Here is a 17,774-nt window from a genome sequence, read left to right as displayed (position 1 = left end):
TCAGCATCGAACAAAGGAGCAGGCATGAGCATAGGTGGCACTTCCATCGAACAAGCATTGGCATCGCTGTCGGACATGACGTCCGGCATGGTCGCCATCGGCAAGGACGAACATGCACAGCGCATCGCCAAGGCGCAGGCGTTCATGCGCAAACAGGGCATCGCCGCGATCTACCTGAACGCGGGCGCCAACCTCACCTATTTCACGGGTACCAAGTGGTATGCCAGCGAACGCATGGTGGGCGCCATCCTGCCGGCCAGCGGAGAGCTCGAGTACATCGCCCCCGCCTTCGAAGAAAGCACCCTGACGGGTTTCATGGTCATCGAGGGCAAGGTCAATTGCTGGGAAGAGCATGAAAGCCCGTACCAGCTGTTCGTCGATGTGCTGGCACGCATGGGTATCGCCCAGGATGCGGCCGCGCCGCCGCGCGTGGGCATCTGCGAAAGCGCCGCCTTCTTCATCTATGACGGCACCCGGCCGCTGGCTCCCGGCTACGCGCTGGAAAATGCGCGCGCCGTGACGGCATACTGCCGCAGCCGCAAGTCGCCCGCCGAAATCGCCCTGATGCAGCGCGTGATGGACATGACCCTGGCCGTGCACGTGGCCACGGCCAGCATGCTGCATGAAGGCATCACGACCGTGGAAGTGGAAGAATTCATCCAGCGCGCGCATCGCAAGGTGGGAGCGCCCCGCTCGTATTTCTGCATCGTGCTGTTCGGCGAAGCGACGGCCTATCCGCATGGCGTGAACTACGTGCAGACCCTGAAAGCGGGCGACACGGTGCTGATCGACACGGGCTGCCAGGTGATGAACTACATCTCCGACATCACGCGCACCTATGTGTTTGGCACCGTCAGCGAACGCCAGCGCAGCGTGTGGAACAGCGAAAAGGCCGCGCAGGCAGCCGCATTCGCCGCCGCACAGCTGGGCGTACCCTGCGGCGACGTGGACCGCGCCGCGCGCGTCTCGCTGGAAGCGGACGGCTTCGGCCCCGGCTACAAGCTGCCCGGTCTGCCACACCGCACGGGCCACGGCATCGGCCTCGATATCCACGAGTGGCCTTACCTGGTGGGCAACGACACAACGCCGCTGGACGTGGGCATGTGCTTCTCGAACGAGCCGATGATCTGCATCCCCGGCGAATTCGGCATCCGCCACGAAGACCATTTTTACATGACGGAAAACGGCCCGCGCTGGTTCACCGAACCAGCACACAGCATCGACGATCCGTTCGGGCTGAAGGTTTAAGCCGCCTTCGTCAACGCCAGCCGCCGTGCCGCTGGCACGGTGGTCATCGCCGGCGCGCTTCCCTGCGCCAGCTTGAACACGGCCAGCGCCGTGCCCAGTTGCACGGCCTGTTCCTGCAGCGATTCGGCCGCCGCCGATGCTTCTTCCACCAGCGCGGAATTTTGCTGCGTCATTTGGTCCATGCTGCCGATGGCCACGCCGATATCGCCGATGCCGGCGCTTTGCGCCTGGCTCGCTGCGCTGATTTCGGCCATGATGTCGGCCACCTTTTTCACGGAATCGACGATCTGGCCCATGGTCAGCCCCGCCTCGTCGACCAGCTTCGAACCGACATTCACCTTGGCCACCGAATCGCCGATCAATTGCTTGATCTCGCGCGCCGCCGCCGCGCTGCGCTGCGCCAGGTTGCGCACTTCGGACGCCACCACGGCAAAACCCCGTCCCTGCTCGCCCGCGCGCGCCGCTTCCACGGCCGCATTCAGGGCCAGGATATTCGTCTGGAAGGCGATGCCGTCGATGACGCCGATGATGTCGACAATGCGTCTGGATGACTCGTTGATCTCGCCCATGGTGGTGACCACCTGGCTGACCACTTGCCCCCCCTTCACGGCAACCGACGATGCCGACACCACCAGTTCATGCGCCTGGCCCGCGTTGGCGGCGTTGTCGCGCACGGTGGCGGTCAGGCTGTCCATGCTGCGCGCTGTCTGATCCAGGCTGCCCGCCTGCGATTCCGTGCGCGCGGCCAGGTCCGCATTGCCCTGGGCAATCTCGGCACTGGCCACCTGAATGGTTTCAGCCGACGCCTTGATGTCCGAGACCATGCCGCCGAGCTTGGCGCGCATCTCCTTCAGCGCCGCCAGCAAGCTGCCCTGGTCGCCCGCCTCGGTCACGATATTCATCGAGAGGTCGCCATCGGCCACGGCGCGCGCGATCTGGCGCGCGTATTCGGGTTCACCGCCCAGCTGCTGCCAGATGGCGCGCACGACGAAATGCGACACGGCCACCAGGCAGACGATGACGGCCAACGCCACGGCGATACTGGTATTGAGCGCATTGCGCACATTGGCCGCGCTGCGTTCGATGCCCTGCTTGAACTGTATTTGCGCCTGTTCGTTGGTTTTTTCCAGGTCCGTGTTGAGCACCGCCAGCGCACCCTGCATGCGCGCCACGGTCGCTTGCGGGTCGCCTTCCTCCATTTCCAGCATGATGCGCGCAGCGCTCAGCGCCGGCGCATAGTAGGCATCGAATTCCTTGGCCAGGCGCTGGCCCTGTTCGCGCTGGCCGGGGATCGCCGCAAAGGCCGCCAGCTTGGCGCGCAGCTTGACGGCCTGGCCGCCGACTTGCCCGATACGCTCCTTGTCACCTTCGCTGACGGCATCGCGCAGGGCGTCGCCGACGGCGGCCACGTCCAGGGTCAGCAACTTGGCCATGTCGAGCACGGGATAGTCGGCGCTTTCGGTGGCGTGGATGGAATTGAGCGTGGCCGTGGACAGATAGGCGCTGACGGCCAGCCCCAGCCCGAAAATCACGGCCGAGACGACAGGCAGCGCCCATATCTTGCGTTTGATGCTCATTGCTGTCTCCTGATGTTGATCGATTGTCGGGCCGCCGCATGGCGCGCGGCCCGAGCAGGCTTTATGGCGCCGTCAGCACCACTTTGACGGTGCCGTCGACGGCACTCTTTTCGATATAGCCGATGGCTTTCGGATCGGCGGCCACGGCCTTCTTCACGTCGGCGCTATTGGCCACTTCCTTCGGCAAGGTCGCCTTGCCCGTGAAGACCAGCTTGGACCACAGGGCCTTCGCTTGCGAGGGTTCCTTGTCCGTCACTTTCTTGTAAAACTCGGCGCGCACGGGGGCGCTTTCCGGCTGGTCGATCGGCGTCATGGCCGTCGATTTGCCGAGGAAAAACTGCGCCACCTGTTCATTCGTCATGGCGCCGGCGGCGCTCTTCGGATTGACCACCACGACCACTTCGGCCCTGGCGGGAACAGCGTTCGACAGCGCCAGCAAGGCAGCCACATACAAGATCAATGGTTTCATGCGGCGCTCCTTAGAAAACGAAATCGATGGCGGCGGCAGCCACCGTGACGGGACCGTGGAAACCGGGCTTGGCTTGCACGAACAGGCCGGGGCCATTCTTCGGCTTGATGCGGTCGATCTGTACCTTCAGCGCGGCCGAACGGTGGAAGTCCCAGCGCACGCCGATGCTGTCCGTCGACTGCTCCAGCTGATTACGCATATACGCGAGGGTGTCGACGCCGGCCGACAGGGCGCGCAACGTCAGCGTGCAGGCGGCCGGATACCCGGCAGGGCAGGATGCAGGCACGGTGTTGTTCACGCGGCCATCGGCCTTCAGGCTGGCGTGGCTGTAGTACGGCAGGAAGGCGCCGATGCGATAGCCGCCCATCACGTACCACGAAGTGCTGTCGCTGACATAGCTGTCCGTCTTGCGCTTCGCATATTCGGACTGCACCAGGACATTGTTCCAGTCCAGGCCCAGGCCCACGGACGTGAATGACGCCTTCTTGTCCTTGACTTCCAGCGCATCGGCCAGGGCACCTAGCTGGGCGATCCGGTAGCCGCTGCCGGCCGCGCGCAAGCTGCCCATCAAGGTGTTCAGGCTCGGTGAATCGTTGATCGTCAACTTGGTTTCGGCACGGCCGAAGCGCACGGTGACGGGGCCATGCTCGGCCACCACGTTGAGGGCGACGATGGACTTGCCTTCCACCTGCACGGTCGAATCGGGACCCGTGGCCAGGGTGGCCTTGGTGCGGCCCAGCGCCAGCTGCGTGGTGATGCTGGTATCGCCCGCGCTGAACTGATAGGTACCGTCGACGCCATCGATGCTGTTCAGGGGAACCTGCGAATACATTTCGCTGGGCGGGCGCAGCATGGTGTTGGCATAGCCCACGTTGCGATAATCGGAAATCATGAAGACGGGCAGACCCATGCGACCGACGCGCACGCTGAAGCTGTCCGACACCTTGGCCTTGGCAAAGGCCCAGGCCAGTTCGGCGCCGAAATCGTCCTCGCCATCCTTGCGCGCCAGGCCCTGCACGGTGGCCGACAACCAGGGATTGACGGTGACATTAGCTTGCAAGCCCAGGTTGGAATCGATACCCGTGCGGGCAGTGCGGCCGGCGCCGGCAGCCTGGTTCGGGCGCGCGAACTGCGCGTTGTCGGTATCGGCCATGGTCAGGGCGGCAGTACCGTAACCGCTGATCTTGACCGCGGGACCAGGGGCCTCTTCGGCATAGGCATGGCTGATGGCCAGGGGCATGGCCAACAGGAAAATCAGGACGTGTTTATTCATAGTAATTAAATACCCGTAGCGGTGAACGTTAATCGTGGAATGGGACTCGCGGTCGATGGCTCACCGGCCGTAAAAGGCCGGGTCCGTTTTTTTCGCGCCGCCACCGCATCGTTGAGCGTGTTTGGCGGCGTGACCAGTGAGTAAAACCATGCTACAGAGAAAAGGTTTTACGTTGGAAAGTTTTCTTGAAGCAATGAGCGAATTCGCCCGTTTTCAAGGAAAAAGCACGCGTTCTAGAGGTATTTATCTAAATAGCACGCTGTGCAAAACCACACTTAGCCTATATTTTTCATACACTTATGGATAATTCAAGAGAAAAATAATCCGACTAAAAAAAACGCCACCCACACGAAAATCGCGGGTGGCGCCGGTCAATGCCGTACTGCAGAAACGCTTACTCGCGCTTCGATACCAGGGTCAGAATATCGTAGCTGGCCACCAGTTCTTCGTTCTGGTTCGTCACCTGCACGTCCCACGCCACCACACCCTGTCCCACGCCAAACACGTCCTTGCGGTTGCGGTCGACCTTGCGCTTACACGTCAGGCGGGCGCGGATGGTGTCGCCAATCGCCACCGGCGCGACGAAACGCAGGTTGTCCAGGCCATAATTGGCCAGCACGGGGCCGACGCCGGGCGAGACGAACAGGCCGGCAGCGGCCGACAGCACGAAGTAGCCATGGGCGATGCGCTTGCCGAACTGCGACTCCTTGGCGGCGATTTCGTCGAAGTGCATGTAGAAGAAGTCGCCCGAGATGCCGCCGAAGGCGACGATGTCCGCTTCGCTGACGGTGCGGCGGTGCGTGAGCAGCGAGTCGCCCGTCTTCAAGTCCTCGAAGTGCTTGCGGAACGGGTGGATCGGGCTTTCGTTGACGTCCGCGCCGCGCACGTACTCGCCCGTGATGGCCGCCAGCATGGTCGGCGAGCCTTGCACGGCCGCCCGTTGCAGGTAGTGGCGCACGGCGCGCACGCCGCCCAGCTCTTCGCCGCCGCCCGCGCGGCCAGGACCGCCGTGCTTCAGCTGCGGCAGGGGCGAGCCATGGCCCGTCGAATCGACGGACGCCACACGCTCGAGCACGTGCACGCGGCCATGCGTGGCCGCCACTTGCGGCACCACGCGCGCGGCGATCTTCGAATCGCGCGTCACCAGGGTGCTCACCAGACTGCCCTTGCCGCGTGCGGCCAGGGCCAGCGCCTCGTCAATGTCCTTGTAGCCCATCATGGTGCTGACGGGGCCGAACGCTTCCACGTCATGCACAGCGTCGTTACCGAAGGCGTCGCGGCACAGCAGCAGGGTCGGCGAGAAGAAGCTGCCATCCTGCGCACCATCACCGAGCGGATTGAAACCGTCGGCCGCGCCGAACACCACCTCGTTGCCCTGCGACAGGGTGGCGACACGCTCGGCCACATCATTCTGCTGCTCTTTCGATGCCAGCGCGCCCATGCGCACACCGTCGATGGACGGGTCGCCCACCACCACCTTGGCCAGGCGCTCGCGCAAGCGCGTGCCGACGGCGTCCATCAGGTGCTCGGGCACGATGATACGGCGGATGGCCGTGCACTTCTGGCCCGACTTGCCCGTCATCTCGCGCACGACTTCCTTGACGAAGAGGTCGAATTCCACATCGTCCGGCGTGACGTCCGGCGCCAGGATAGCGCAGTTGAGCGAATCGGCTTCGCCGTTGAACGGCACGGAATTGATGATCAGGTTCGGATTGGTGCGCAGCTTGGCGGCCGTGGCGGCCGATCCCGTGAAGGTGACGAAATCCTGGCCATTCAGGCGGTCCAGCAGGTCGCCCGTGGAACCGATCACCAATTGCAGGCTGCCAGCAGGCAGCAAGCCCGATTCGTGCATCATGCGCACGACGGCCTGCGTCAGGTAGCTCGTCGCCGTGGCCGGCTTGGCGATGCAGGGCATGGCCGCCAGGAAGCTCGGGGCGAATTTTTCCAGCAAGCCCCAGATGGGGAAGTTGAAGGCGTTGATGTGCACGGCCAGGCCGCCGCGCGGCACCAGGATGTGCGTACCGGCGAAACCGCCCTTCTTGCCCAGCGCGATGGCCGGGCCTTCATGCAGCACGTTCGACGACGGCAGCTCATTGCTGCCCATGCTGGCGTAGGCGAACAGGGTGCCCGTTCCGCCTTCGATATCTACCCAGCTGTCGGCGCGCGTGGCGCCCGACAGGTGCGAGATCGCGTACAGTTCTTCCTTGCGCTCGACCAGGTACAGCGCCAGTGCCTTCAGGCGGGCGGCGCGCTGCTGGAAGTCCAGCGCCATCAGGCCAGGCACACCCGTCTTGCGCGCATACGTGACGGCTTCGTCGAAGTCGATCTTTTCCGCATGCGTGTGATAGATGACGCGGTTGTTCAAGGCGCTGTGCAGAGGCACGGCGGCGCTTTCGCCCAGCCAGCGGCCGGCGATCAGGCTTTGCAGGGTGGATATGTGAGCCATGTGGTTTACTCCTATGTTGGTTTTTACTGCGCTGCGGCGTTCTTGTGCAAATGCAGCGGCAAGGCCGATTCGAAATTCAGGCGCTGGCGGTTTGCCTCGACTTCCGTCAGGGCTTCCACTTCGCGCATTGTCTGCATCGAGCGTACGGCCAGCTCGTGGTACTGGCCCGTGCCCGAGCTTTTCCATTTGATTTCATCGTCGGTCAGCGCGCGCATCACCTTGGCCGGCGTGCCCACCACCATGCTGCGCGGCGCGACGATCATGCCAGCCTTCACAAAACTCATGGCCGCGACGATGGATTCCTCGCCGATGATGGCGTTATCCATCACCACGGCATTCATGCCGACGAGCGCATTGCGGCCGATGCGGCAGCCATGCAGCACGGCGCCGTGGCCGATATGGCCGTCGACTTCGACCACCGTGTCGCAGCCGGGAAAACCGTGCATGACGCAGGTGTCCTGCAGGTTCGCGCCCTCTTCCAGGATCAAGCGGCCGAAGTCGCCGCGGATCGAGGCCAGCGGGCCGATATAGCAGCGCGGGCCGACGATCACGTCGCCGATCAGCACGGCCGACGGGTGCACATAGGCGCTGGGATGGACGACGGGGGTGACGCCGTTGATTTCATACACTTTGACCATACAGACTCCTTACATGCCCAGATAGGCGCTTTGTACCTGTTCGTTATGCAGCAATTCGGGACCGGGGCCGGACAGCGTGATGGCGCCCGTCTCGATCACGTAGCCCACGTCGGCGATCGACAGCGCCGCATGCGCGTTCTGCTCGACGAGGAAGATGGTGATGCCCTGGTCCCGCAACTCGGCCACGATGCGGAAGATTTCCGCGATCAGCAATGGCGCCAAGCCCATGCTCGGTTCGTCGAGCAGCAGCAGTTGCGGGCGGCCCATCAGCGCGCGCGCCATGGCCAGCATCTGCTGCTGTCCGCCGGAGAGCGTCCCGGCCAGCAGCAAGCGCTTTTCCTTCAGGATCGGGAACAGGCCGTACATGCGCTCCATGTCGCCCGCCACGTCCTGCGGCGGGCGCGTGAAGGCGCCCAGGCGCAGATTGTCTTCCACCGTCATGGGGCCGAACACTTGCCGCCCTTCCGGCACCTGGCAGATACCGCTGCGCACGCGCTTGTCCGCGCTCATGCGGCTGACGTCCTGGCCGGCGAAGGCGATGCTGCCGGCACTGATCGGCTGCACGCCGGAGATGGCACGCAACAGGGTCGTCTTGCCGGCGCCATTGGCGCCCACCAGCGCCACCAGCTGGCCCTGGTGCACCTGCAGGTCGATGCCGTGCAGGGCCTGGATGCGGCCGTAATGGCTGGTCAGCCCTTTGATATCGAGTACCAGCGGAGCCTGAATTTCATTTTGCATCATGCCGCCACTCCCAGATATGCCGCCACCACGTCGGGATTGGCGCGCACTTCGGCGGCAGTCCCTTCGGCCAGCTTCTTGCCATAGTCGAGCACCAGGATATGGTCCGACAGGTTCATCACCAGTTTCATGTCATGCTCGACCAGCACCACCGTTACGCCGGACTGCGCCACCTTGCGTATCAAGGCTTCGATTTCGCCCGTTTCCGTGTGGTTCAGGCCTGCGGCCGGTTCATCGAGCAGCAGCACCTTCGGCTTGGCGGCCAGCGCGCGGGCGATTTCCAGGCGCTTCAAGGCGCCGTACGACATCTGCCCCGCTTCGTCATCGATATGCCGTCCCACGCCGACAAACTCCATCAAACTGGCCGCCTCGTCGCGGCAAGCCGCATCGGCGCGGCGCACGGACGGCAGGCGCAGCATGGAAGCGAACAGGTTCTGGTTCAGGCGCAAATGCGCGCCCACCATCACATTGTCGATGGCCGTCATGTTCATGCACACCTGCAGGTTCTGGAAGGTGCGGCTCATGCCGCGCCGCGCCAGCGCATCGGGCGACATGGCGGCCACGTTTTCGCCATTGAGCAGGATCTCGCCTTTGGTGGGCGTGTACACGCCCGTGATCAGGTTGAACAGGGTCGTCTTGCCGGCGCCGTTCGGGCCGATCACGGAATGGATATTACCTTCCTTGACAGTGAAGCTCACGTCCTGCACCGCGTGCACGCCGCCAAAGCTCTTGCTCAGATTGTTGATCGTCAGCATGTCACACCTCCTGCGCGGATTTGACGGGCGCCTTGGGCGTGGCAGCCCGCTTGCGCGAACGGCTGGCCAGGCTGGGCACCAGGCCCTTGGGCATGAAGATCATGGTGGCCATCAGGATCACGCCAAACACCACCGTTTCCCAGCCTTCAAAACTGGACAGCAGTTGCGGCAGGATCGTCAGCAGGGCCGCACCGATGATGGAGCCGAAGATCGACGCCATGCCGCCCACCACCACCATCGTCACCAGCTCGATCGAGTGGAAGAAGCCGGCCAGGTTGGGCGTGATGAAGCCGATGTAGTGGGCGCTGATGCTGCCCGCGATGCTGGCGATGACGGCCGACAGCACGAACACGCGCACCTTGAAGCGGGTCGTGTCGACACCCACCACGCGGGCCGCCACTTCCGAGCCGTGAATGGCCTGCAGCGCGCGGCCGACGGGCGAATCGATCAGGTTCAGGGCCAGCCACGTCACCAGCAACAGCAGCACGGCGCACACCAGGTACCACGATTTCTCGCCGGCGATTTCCAGGCCGGCAACACTGAAGGCGGACACGCCGATGCCATCCGGGCCACCCGTCCACTGCGTCTCGTTGTTGATGACGATGGAAATGATGATGCCCAGGCCCAGCGTCGCCATGGCCAGGGTATGGCCCTTGAGCTTCAGCACGGGACGCGCCAGCAACAGCGCCAGCAAGCCCGTGGCGACGGCGCCCGCCGCCAGGGCAGCCAGCGGCGGCCAGTTGTAGTGCGTGGTCAGCACGGCAGACGCATACGCGCCCAGGCCATAGAAACCGGCATGACCGAGGCTGATCTGGCCCGTGTAACCCATCAGCAGATTCAGGCCGATTACGACGATGGCGTTCAGGGCGATGCGGATCGCCACGTCATAGTAGAACGCGTTAGTCAGGAACAGGGGCAGGATGGCCAGCACCAGGGCCAGCAACAACAAGCCGCCGTGGCGCGAGCGGGTAAAGAAACTCTTCATACACGCTCCGAATTTTTAGCGCCAAACAAGCCTTGCGGCAGGAAGAACAGGATCAATAAAATCAGCACGAAGGGCACCGCGTCCTTGTAGGCCGACGAAATGTAACCTGCCGTCATGGCTTCGGCGATGCCCAGGATCAGGCCACCAGCGATCGCGCCCGCGCCGCCGCCCAGGCCACCGAGGACAGCGGCGACAAAGCCTTTCAGGCCCAGCATGATGCCAGCGTCATATGAGGTGTAGGTGATCGGTGCAACGAGGATGCCGCCTGCCGCGCCCAGCAGGGCCGACAGGCCGAACGAGAACAGCAGCACCTTGCGCGTGTTGATGCCCACCAGTTGTGCCGCCAGCTTGTTGTGCGAGGTGGCCAGCATGGCCTTGCCCATCAGGGTGCGGCCAAAAAACCAGCCCAGCACCAGCACGATGACCACCGTGACGCCCAGCACCCACAGGCTTTGCGGCAGCAGGCTGGCGCCCAGGAATTCGATCGGCGCATCGCCGGAAAACGCCGGCAGCGAGTGCGTATCCTTGCCCAGCCAGATTTGCACCAGGCCGCGCAGCACGAGGGAGGCGCCGATGGTGATGATCAGGAGCGTGATGACCTGTGCATTTTGCGCCGGTTCGATCACGGTTTTTTCCATCAGCAGGCCAACGATACCCGTGGCGACGACGGCCAGGATGATGGCCAGCGGCAGCGGCACGCCGGCGGCCGACATCACGGCGGCCAGCATCCCGCCCAGCATGATGAATTCGCCCTGGGCGAAGTTGATCACGCCGCTGGTGTTGTAGATGATGGTAAAGCCCAGCGCCGCCAGCGCATAGGCGGAACCGACCGTCATCCCGGAATACAGAAATTGTAGAAATTGAGCGACTTCCATGGTGTCTCCATTATGTTCGGCTGCGCGCGAACCGCCTTCAAGGGCGGCCCGCGCGGGTACTTCTGGCTTACCTTCTCGAACTTATTTAGACAATTGCCATTCGCCATTCTTCACTTCAACCATGCGGAAAGCCGACAGGTCCAGGCCCATGTGGTCTTTGGCCGACATGTTAAACACGCCGGTGGTGCCGACAAAACCCTTGGTCGATTCCAGCGCTGCCCGCACTTTTTCGCGGTCCGTGCCGCCGGCGCGCTTGATGGCGTCGACCGACAGGTTCAGGGCGTCGAGCGCATAGCCGCCAAAGGTCGACGGGTCGATCTTGTAGCGGTCTTTATACGTCTTGTCGTAGCCGACGACGACGGCTTTTTGCGCGTCGCTGTCCGGCAGCATGGCGCCGATCAGCAGGGCCGGCGTTGGCAGGCGCACGCCTTCGGCGGCCTTGCCCGACAGTTTCAGGTATTCGTCCGACGCCACGCCGTGCGACTGGTACAGCGGCAGTGCAGCCATGCCCAGTTGGCCATAATTTTTGGTAACCACGGCAGGACCCTGGCCCAGTCCGAACACGAATACGGCTTGCACGCCGCCTGTATTCTTGATGCGGGTCAGCTGCGCCGTGATGTCCGTGTCTTTCGGGCCGTAGGTTTCATCGGCCACCAGGGTGATGCCGTATTTGGAGGCGACGATCTGCGATTCCTTGCGGCCCGAGGCGCCAAAGCCGCTCGTTTCCGACAGCAGGCCCACTTTGCTGATGCCGCGCTTCTTCATGTCCTCGAACACCTTCTCGGCCGCCATGCGGTCCGTGTGCGGCGTCTTGAACACCCATTTCTTGACCGGATCGATGATGACAACGGCACCGGCCAGCGAAATGAACGGCATGCTGGCGCGATCTACCAGAGGCGCCATCGCCATCGTCGCGCCCGTGGTGGTGCCGCCGATCAACACGTCGACCTTGTCCGATTCGATCAGGCGCTTGGTAAAACCGTTGGCCTTGGCCGCGTCGCTGCCGTCATCGTAGTGCACCAGTTCCAGCTTGCGCCCCAGGACGCCGCCTGCCGCGTTGATCTTCTCGATATACAGCTGCAGGGTTTTCAGTTCCGGATCGCCCAGGAAGGCGGCTGGTCCCGTGACGGACAGCACGGAACCGATCTTGATGTTATCAGCCGCATACGCGCCCGCGGCGGACATGGCCAGCACGCCGGCGATCAGGGTTTTCTTGAAGATATTGGCAATCATTGTGGTCTCCACCAGGTTGGCACTACGGTCAATGTATGGTTGGCGCTTTTTTACAAGCCTGCGCCTTTTTTGTTTTTACTTTTTATACGCGTTCAATCACTACTGCAATCCCCTGCCCCACGCCGATGCACATGGTGCACAGCGCATAGCGCCCGCCCGTGCGTTCCAGCTGGTTCAGCGCGGCCATCACCAGGCGCGCGCCCGATGCGCCCAGCGGGTGGCCGATGGCGATCGCGCCGCCATTCGGGTTCACGTGGGCTGCGTCGTCCGCCAGGCCCAGGTCGCGCGTGACGGCCAGCGCCTGCGCGGCAAACGCTTCATTGAGTTCGATGACGTCCATCTGCTCGATGGTCAATCCCGTCTGCGCCAGCACCTTGCGCGACGCAGGCGATGGGCCAAAGCCCATGATGCGCGGCGCCAGGCCGGCCGTGGCCATGCCCAGCACCTTTGCGCGCGGCGTCAGTTTGTATTTTTCGACGGCGGCGGCGGACGCCAGCAGGATGGCGCAAGCGCCGTCGTTCAAGCCCGAGGCATTGCCGGCCGTGACAGTGCCATCCGCCTTGACCACGCCCTTGAGCTTTGCCAGCATGTCCAGCGAGGTGTCGGGACGCGGATGTTCGTCGCTGGTGACCATTTTCGGATCACCCTTTTTTTGCGGCACGGCGACAGGCACGATTTCGCGCTCGAACACGCCGGCCGCGTGGGCGGCGGCCCAGCGCTGCTGGCTGCGCAAGGCCAGCGCATCCTGGTCGGCGCGGCTGATGCCAAATTCCACGGCCACGTTTTCCGCCGTTTCCGGCATGGTGTCGATGCCGTACTGCGCCTTCATCTTGCCGTTCACGAAGCGCCAACCCAGGGTCGTGTCTTCGATTTTCGCTGCGCGCGAGAACGCGCTGTCAGCCTTGCCCATCACGAAAGGCGCGCGCGTCATGCTTTCCACGCCACCGGCGATGATCAGCTCCGCCTCGCCTGCCTTGATCGAACGGGCAGCCATGCCGACGGCATCCAGGCTGGAACCGCACAGGCGGTTGATGGTATTGGCCGGTACTGCCGCCGGCAAGCCGGCCAGCAGCGCAGCCATGCGGCCCACGTTGCGGTTGTCCTCGCCCGCCTGGTTGGCGCAGCCGTAGAACACGTCGTCGATGGCGGACCAGTCGACGGACGGGTTACGCGCGATCAGCGCGGCAATCGGCAGCGCACCCAGGTCGTCGGCGCGCACGCTGGACAGCGCGCCACCATAGCGGCCAAAGGGAGTGCGTACGGCGTCACAGATAAAAGCGTCGTTCATGTCTGGTTCCTTGTTCGGGCTATCAGGAGAAAATCTTCGGGCGCTGGTCAACCACGCGGCGGGCCTTGCCCGTCAGGGTGCGTTCGATGCTGGCGGCGGCCACGAGGCGCACGCGCGTGCTCACGCCCACGTGTGTCTTGATGCGGTGTTCCAGCTCGCGCGCCAGCGCGTCCGTTTCACTGGCCGAGATGGTGGCAGTGAGGTCGATACGCAGCTCGGCGACCACTTCCAGCTTGTCGAGGTGGCCGTCGCGCGTGACCACCAATTGATACTGTGGCGCCAGCTTCGGCATTTTGAGGATCAGTTCTTCGATCTGCGTGGGGAAGACGTTCACGCCGCGGATGATCAGCATGTCGTCCGAGCGGCCCGTGATCTTGCCGATGCGGCGCATCGAGCGCGAGGTCGGCGGCAGCAAGCGGGTCAGGTCGCGCGTGCGGTAGCGGATGATGGGCAGCGCTTCCTTCGACAGCGAAGTAAACACCAGCTCGCCCTCTTCGCCGTCCGGCAGCACTTCGCCCGTTTCCGGATCGATGATTTCCGGGTAAAAATGATCTTCCCAGATGACGGGACCGTCCTTGCTTTCGATGCATTCGGATGCCACGCCAGGGCCCATCACTTCGGACAGGCCGTAGATGTCGACGGCGTCGATGCCGGCACGCGCCTCGATTTCCGAGCGCATCGCATCCGTCCACGGCTCGGCGCCGAAGATGCCCACCTTCAGCGACGACTCGGCCGGGTCAAGGCCCTGGCGCGTGAATTCCTCGATGATGTTGAGCATGTACGATGGCGTGACCATGATGATCGATGGCTTGAAATCCTGGATCAGTTGCACCTGCTTTTCCGTCTGCCCGCCTGACATCGGAATGACCGTGCAACCCAGACGCTCGGCGCCGTAGTGCGCGCCCAGGCCTCCCGTGAACAGGCCGTAGCCGTAGGAGATATGCACCATGTCGCCGGCGCGGCCGCCGCCGGCGCGGATCGAGCGCGCCACCACGTTGGCCCAGGTATCGATATCGTTCTGCGTGTAGCCGACCACCGTGGCCTTGCCCGTGGTGCCGCTGGACGCGTGAATGCGCACCACTTGCTCGCGCGGCACGGCGAACAGGCCAAACGGGTAATTGTCGCGCAAGACCTTTTTATCGGTGAACGGGAATTTGGCCAGATCGGACAGCGATTTCAGGTCGTCCGGATGCACGCCCGCTTCGTCGAAAGCGGCGCGGTAATGGGGCACGTTGTCATACGCGTGCTTGAGCGTCCATTTCATGCGTTCGAGCTGCAGCGCCTGCAGTTCATCCTTGCTGGCGCGCTCGATCGGTTCGAGGTCATTCGGTGCTGGGGTTCTCTGGACCATCTCTGTCTCCTGATTCGGTTCTATAACTATGTAATTCGTTCCGGCAGTTCAAGCCTGCTCTTGTAACTTCAATTGCTGATGACTTCACCCGCCACGCGAATCGACTTGCCGCGGAAGAGCGCGATGGCGCGCCCTTCCTGGTTGCTGACCTTGACGTCATAGACGCCGCTCTTGCCCGCCAGCGCCTGTTCGACGGCGTGCGCCGTCAGCACGTCGCCTTCCCGGCCCGGCGCCAGATAATCGATGGTGCAGCCGGCGCCCACGGTGTTCAGGTTGTAGCTGTTGCAGGCAAACGCGAAGGCGCTATCGGCCAGGGCAAAGATAAAACCGCCATGGCAGGTCTGGTGGCCATTGAGCATGTCTGCGCGCACCGTCATCGTCATGCGGGCATGACCGGGGCCCACGTCGGCCAGGGCGATGCCCATGGCGGCGGTGGCGTTATCGCGCGACAGCATGGAGGCGGCGGCCGCTTCGGCCAAAGCCTGGGCAGCGTGGATATGGTCTTCCTTATGCATGAAACTGTGCTCCATTGGCGAGTTTGCGGCGCAGCAGCGGCGAGACGCGGTAACGGTCCTCGCCATAGCCCTGCGCCAGGTGGTGCAGCACGGTCACGATGTGCTGGACGCCGACGGCATCGGCCCAGGCCAGCGGTCCGCACGGATAGTTGACGCCCTTCTGCATGGCGATATCGACGGCAGCCACCGTGCACACGCCCTGGTTGACGGCGTCGGCCGCCTCGTTGGCCAGCATGGCCACCGTGCGCATGACGGCCAGGCCAGGCACGTCGTCCAGGCGCGTGACGATGAAACCGGCCGCCTGGAAGAGGCCAACGACGGCCGCGTAGGCCGCATCGCTGCACTGGTCGGCGCGGGCCACGGCGATGCGCTTGGCATTGGCGTAATCGAGCGCCAGGTCAAACAGCACCGTGTCCGGATGCTGGTTGTCGTGCGCGCGCTGGGTGGCGCTGCGGCCATCGGTCAGATAAATCGCGGCGCCATGGCAATGCAGGGCGGGCGCCTCGTCATGCGACTGGCCTTCCTGCGTCACGCGGCGGCTGACGGTGATGCCGGCCTGCTCCAGGCGCTGCACCAGACTGCGGATGATGCCGCTGTGGCCACGGCCATCGCCGCCGATGGCGGCCGACAGGGCAACGAATTCCGGCTTCGCTTGCGCGCCTTCCGCCTGCGCCACGGAGGCAGCGGCCCCTTCGCCGTACAGGTAAAAACCCCGGCCCGATTTGCGGCCGAGGAAACCGGCATTGACCATTTCCTGCTGCAGCACGGAGGGCGTGAAGCGCGGGTCGTTGAAATAGGCGCCGAACACGGATTGGGTGACGGAGAAATTGACGTCATGGCCAATCAGGTCCATCAGCTCGAATGGGCCCATGCGGAAACCGCCCGCTTCGCGCAGCACGGCGTCGATGGTAGCGGCGTCGCCCGCCTGTTCATTCAGCAAGCGCCAACCTTCCGCATAAAACGGACGGGCGACTCGGTTGACGATGAAGCCGGGCGTCGATTTCGCATGCACGGGATTCTTGCCCCAGGCGATCGACGTGTCGTACACGGTGGCGGCCACTTGCTCGCTGGTGGCCAGTCCACTGATCACCTCGACCAACGCCATCAGGGGCACGGGGTTAAAGAAATGCATGCCGACTAGGCGTTCCGGGCGGCGCAGCTTGGCGGCAATCGCCGTGACGGAAATCGACGAGGTGTTCGTCGCCAGGATGCAGTCGTCGCTGACCAGCGCTTCGAGTTCGGCGAACAGGCCGCGCTTGACGTCGAGGTTTTCCACGATGGCTTCCACCACCAGGGCAGCATCTGCCACATCGGCCAGGCTGCCGGCCGCCTGCAGGCGCGCCGTGGCGGCCGCGGCTTCGTCGGGCGTCATGCGGCCCTTTTCAGCCAGCTTCGCATACATCTTGCCAATGTCGGCCAACGCCTTGCTGACGGCTTCCGTGCGCGTATCGTACAGTTTGACCCGGTAGCCGGCGGCTGCGGCCACCTGCGCGATGCCGGCACCCATGGCGCCGCTGCCGATGACGGCGACGACACTGTTGTTGTCCAAAGCTGCCATATCAATGTCCCTTGAATTGCGGTGCGCGCTTTTCCATGAAGGCGGCCACGCCTTCGCGGTAATCGTCGCTGTTACCGAGATCGCTCATCATGCGCGCTTCCAGCGCAAGCTGCTGCGGCAGGGTATTCGCGCCGCTGGCGGCCAGTGCCTGCTTGGTGTAGGCCAGGCCCTTGGTGGGGGCTGTGGAAAAGTGCACGGCCAGCTTGCGCGTTTCCTCGGCCAACTGGGCATCCTCGAAGCATTTCCAGATCAGGCCCCAGTCTTCCGCTTTTTCCGCCGTCAGTTTTTCACCCAGCATGGCCAGGCCCATGGCGCGCGCGGAACCGATCAGGCGTGGCAGGAAGAAGGTGCCGCCCGTGTCCGGGATCAGGCCCAGCTTGCAGAACACTTCGACAAAACTGGCCGACTTGCCGGCGATGACGATGTCGCACGCCAGCGCCAGGTTGGCACCCGCGCCGGCGGCCACGCCGTTGACGGCGCAGATCACGGGCATTGGCAAAGCCTTCAAGGCCAGTACCAGCGGCGCATAGTTCTTTTCCACGGATTCGCCCAGGTCCACGCCCTTCGAACCCGGTTCCACGGCGCGGTCGGACAAATCCTGGCCTGCGCAAAAGCCGCGGCCCGCTCCCGTCAGCACGAACACGCGCACGGTACTGTCCGCATTGACTTTGGCGATGGCGTCGCGCACTTCCTCGTGCATGGCTTGCGTAAAACTATTGAGTTTTTCGGGACGGTTCAGGGTGAGCGTGGCGATGCCCTGCTCGATGGTAAAGAGGATGTTTTGGTAGGTCATGGCGTCTCGCTTGTGTAATAGGTAAGGCAGGG

The 17,774-nt window shown here is 63.7% G+C and carries 16 protein-coding genes; 1 reads left to right on the top strand and 15 read right to left on the bottom strand.

Annotated elements, in window-relative coordinates; translation table 11 throughout:
- The first annotated feature begins 24 nt into the window (after window positions 1-24).
- Complete coding sequence (locus OX460_RS24595) at window positions 25-1,248, top strand: Xaa-Pro peptidase family protein (RefSeq protein WP_289900236.1); 1,224 nt, start codon at window positions 25-27, stop codon at window positions 1,246-1,248.
- Here OX460_RS24595 and OX460_RS24590 read toward each other — a convergent pair.
- From OX460_RS24590 to paaG, 15 genes are all read right to left on the bottom strand, one after another.
- On the bottom strand, window positions 1,245-2,825 hold the full coding sequence (locus tag OX460_RS24590; protein WP_289900235.1) for a methyl-accepting chemotaxis protein: 1,581 nt from the start codon (window positions 2,823-2,825) through the stop codon (window positions 1,245-1,247). The two genes, OX460_RS24595 and OX460_RS24590, sit on opposite strands and share 4 nt — an antisense overlap.
- A 61-nt stretch (window positions 2,826-2,886) precedes the next feature.
- The gene (locus tag OX460_RS24585) at window positions 2,887-3,294 is read right to left on the bottom strand and encodes a hypothetical protein (RefSeq protein WP_289900234.1); all 408 of its coding nucleotides are present in this window, start codon (window positions 3,292-3,294) and stop codon (window positions 2,887-2,889) included.
- Between the two features lie 10 nt (window positions 3,295-3,304).
- The gene (locus OX460_RS24580; protein WP_289900233.1) at window positions 3,305-4,567 is read right to left on the bottom strand and encodes a hypothetical protein; all 1,263 of its coding nucleotides are present in this window, start codon (window positions 4,565-4,567) and stop codon (window positions 3,305-3,307) included.
- Between the two features lie 394 nt (window positions 4,568-4,961).
- A complete protein-coding gene (paaZ, locus tag OX460_RS24575; RefSeq protein WP_289900232.1) occupies window positions 4,962-7,013 on the bottom strand; it encodes a phenylacetic acid degradation bifunctional protein PaaZ in 2,052 nt (683 codons plus the stop codon).
- 23 nt (window positions 7,014-7,036) lie between these two features.
- Window positions 7,037-7,651, bottom strand: coding sequence for a phenylacetic acid degradation protein PaaY (gene paaY, locus OX460_RS24570; RefSeq protein ID WP_289900231.1), 615 nt, complete (start codon window positions 7,649-7,651; stop codon window positions 7,037-7,039).
- Window positions 7,652-7,660: 9 nt separating this feature from the next.
- Complete coding sequence (locus OX460_RS24565; protein ID WP_289900341.1) at window positions 7,661-8,389, bottom strand: ABC transporter ATP-binding protein; 729 nt, start codon at window positions 8,387-8,389, stop codon at window positions 7,661-7,663.
- Window positions 8,389-9,144 carry an ABC transporter ATP-binding protein gene (locus OX460_RS24560; RefSeq protein WP_099666449.1) on the bottom strand — a complete coding sequence of 252 codons (756 nt, stop codon included), beginning with the start codon at window positions 9,142-9,144 and terminating at the stop codon, window positions 8,389-8,391. Before OX460_RS24560 ends, OX460_RS24565 begins: the two co-directional genes overlap by 1 nt.
- Window position 9,145: 1 nt before the next feature.
- On the bottom strand, window positions 9,146-10,129 hold the full coding sequence (locus OX460_RS24555) for a branched-chain amino acid ABC transporter permease (RefSeq protein ID WP_289900230.1): 984 nt from the start codon (window positions 10,127-10,129) through the stop codon (window positions 9,146-9,148).
- Window positions 10,126-11,004, bottom strand: a complete 879-nt coding sequence (locus OX460_RS24550; RefSeq protein WP_230538975.1) for a branched-chain amino acid ABC transporter permease — start codon at window positions 11,002-11,004, stop codon at window positions 10,126-10,128. The genes OX460_RS24555 and OX460_RS24550 overlap by 4 nt, the downstream gene beginning before the upstream one ends.
- 81 nt (window positions 11,005-11,085) lie before the next feature.
- Window positions 11,086-12,237, bottom strand: a complete 1,152-nt coding sequence (locus tag OX460_RS24545; protein WP_289900229.1) for an ABC transporter substrate-binding protein — start codon at window positions 12,235-12,237, stop codon at window positions 11,086-11,088.
- An 82-nt stretch (window positions 12,238-12,319) separates the two neighbouring features.
- Window positions 12,320-13,525 (bottom strand): 3-oxoadipyl-CoA thiolase, encoded by a 1,206-nt coding sequence (gene pcaF / locus OX460_RS24540; RefSeq protein ID WP_289900228.1) that lies wholly within the window; start codon window positions 13,523-13,525, stop codon window positions 12,320-12,322.
- A 22-nt stretch (window positions 13,526-13,547) separates the two neighbouring features.
- The gene (gene paaK, locus OX460_RS24535) at window positions 13,548-14,876 is read right to left on the bottom strand and encodes a phenylacetate--CoA ligase PaaK (RefSeq protein ID WP_251350202.1); all 1,329 of its coding nucleotides are present in this window, start codon (window positions 14,874-14,876) and stop codon (window positions 13,548-13,550) included.
- A 68-nt stretch (window positions 14,877-14,944) separates the two neighbouring features.
- Window positions 14,945-15,391 (bottom strand): hydroxyphenylacetyl-CoA thioesterase PaaI, encoded by a 447-nt coding sequence (gene paaI / locus OX460_RS24530; protein WP_289900227.1) that lies wholly within the window; start codon window positions 15,389-15,391, stop codon window positions 14,945-14,947.
- Entirely contained in the window at window positions 15,384-16,949 is a 1,566-nt protein-coding gene (paaH, locus tag OX460_RS24525; RefSeq protein WP_289900226.1) for a 3-hydroxyacyl-CoA dehydrogenase PaaH, read from the bottom strand. Before paaH ends, paaI begins: the two co-directional genes overlap by 8 nt.
- A gap of 1 nt (window position 16,950) precedes the next feature.
- On the bottom strand, window positions 16,951-17,742 hold the full coding sequence (paaG, locus tag OX460_RS24520; RefSeq protein WP_289900225.1) for a 2-(1,2-epoxy-1,2-dihydrophenyl)acetyl-CoA isomerase PaaG: 792 nt from the start codon (window positions 17,740-17,742) through the stop codon (window positions 16,951-16,953).
- Window positions 17,743-17,774: the final 32 nt, after the last annotated feature.

Source organism: Janthinobacterium sp. SUN033 (assembly GCF_030397595.1).
Classification (GTDB): domain Bacteria; phylum Pseudomonadota; class Gammaproteobacteria; order Burkholderiales; family Burkholderiaceae_D; genus Janthinobacterium; species Janthinobacterium kumbetense.
The sequence above is the reverse complement of the archived record's forward strand: the minus strand, read 5'-3'. Positions and strand labels throughout refer to the sequence as shown.

Bases quoted from the DNA above. Each gene is read 5' to 3' on its own strand.
- OX460_RS24595 (WP_289900236.1), top strand. From the start codon at position 25: ATGAGCATAGGTGGCACTTCCATCGAACAAGCATTGGCATCGCTGTCG.
- OX460_RS24590 (WP_289900235.1), bottom strand. From the start codon at position 2,825: ATGAGCATCAAACGCAAGATATGGGCGCTGCCTGTCGTCTCGGCCGTG.
- OX460_RS24585 (WP_289900234.1), bottom strand. From the start codon at position 3,294: ATGAAACCATTGATCTTGTATGTGGCTGCCTTGCTGGCGCTGTCGAAC.
- OX460_RS24580 (WP_289900233.1), bottom strand. From the start codon at position 4,567: ATGAATAAACACGTCCTGATTTTCCTGTTGGCCATGCCCCTGGCCATC.
- paaZ (WP_289900232.1), bottom strand. From the start codon at position 7,013: ATGGCTCACATATCCACCCTGCAAAGCCTGATCGCCGGCCGCTGGCTG.
- paaY (WP_289900231.1), bottom strand. From the start codon at position 7,651: ATGGTCAAAGTGTATGAAATCAACGGCGTCACCCCCGTCGTCCATCCC.
- OX460_RS24565 (WP_289900341.1), bottom strand. From the start codon at position 8,389: ATGCAAAATGAAATTCAGGCTCCGCTGGTACTCGATATCAAAGGGCTG.
- OX460_RS24560 (WP_099666449.1), bottom strand. From the start codon at position 9,144: ATGCTGACGATCAACAATCTGAGCAAGAGCTTTGGCGGCGTGCACGCG.
- OX460_RS24555 (WP_289900230.1), bottom strand. From the start codon at position 10,129: ATGAAGAGTTTCTTTACCCGCTCGCGCCACGGCGGCTTGTTGTTGCTG.
- OX460_RS24550 (WP_230538975.1), bottom strand. From the start codon at position 11,004: ATGGAAGTCGCTCAATTTCTACAATTTCTGTATTCCGGGATGACGGTC.
- OX460_RS24545 (WP_289900229.1), bottom strand. From the start codon at position 12,237: ATGATTGCCAATATCTTCAAGAAAACCCTGATCGCCGGCGTGCTGGCC.
- pcaF (WP_289900228.1), bottom strand. From the start codon at position 13,525: ATGAACGACGCTTTTATCTGTGACGCCGTACGCACTCCCTTTGGCCGC.
- paaK (WP_251350202.1), bottom strand. From the start codon at position 14,876: ATGGTCCAGAGAACCCCAGCACCGAATGACCTCGAACCGATCGAGCGC.
- paaI (WP_289900227.1), bottom strand. From the start codon at position 15,391: ATGCATAAGGAAGACCATATCCACGCTGCCCAGGCTTTGGCCGAAGCG.
- paaH (WP_289900226.1), bottom strand. From the start codon at position 16,949: ATGGCAGCTTTGGACAACAACAGTGTCGTCGCCGTCATCGGCAGCGGC.
- paaG (WP_289900225.1), bottom strand. From the start codon at position 17,742: ATGACCTACCAAAACATCCTCTTTACCATCGAGCAGGGCATCGCCACG.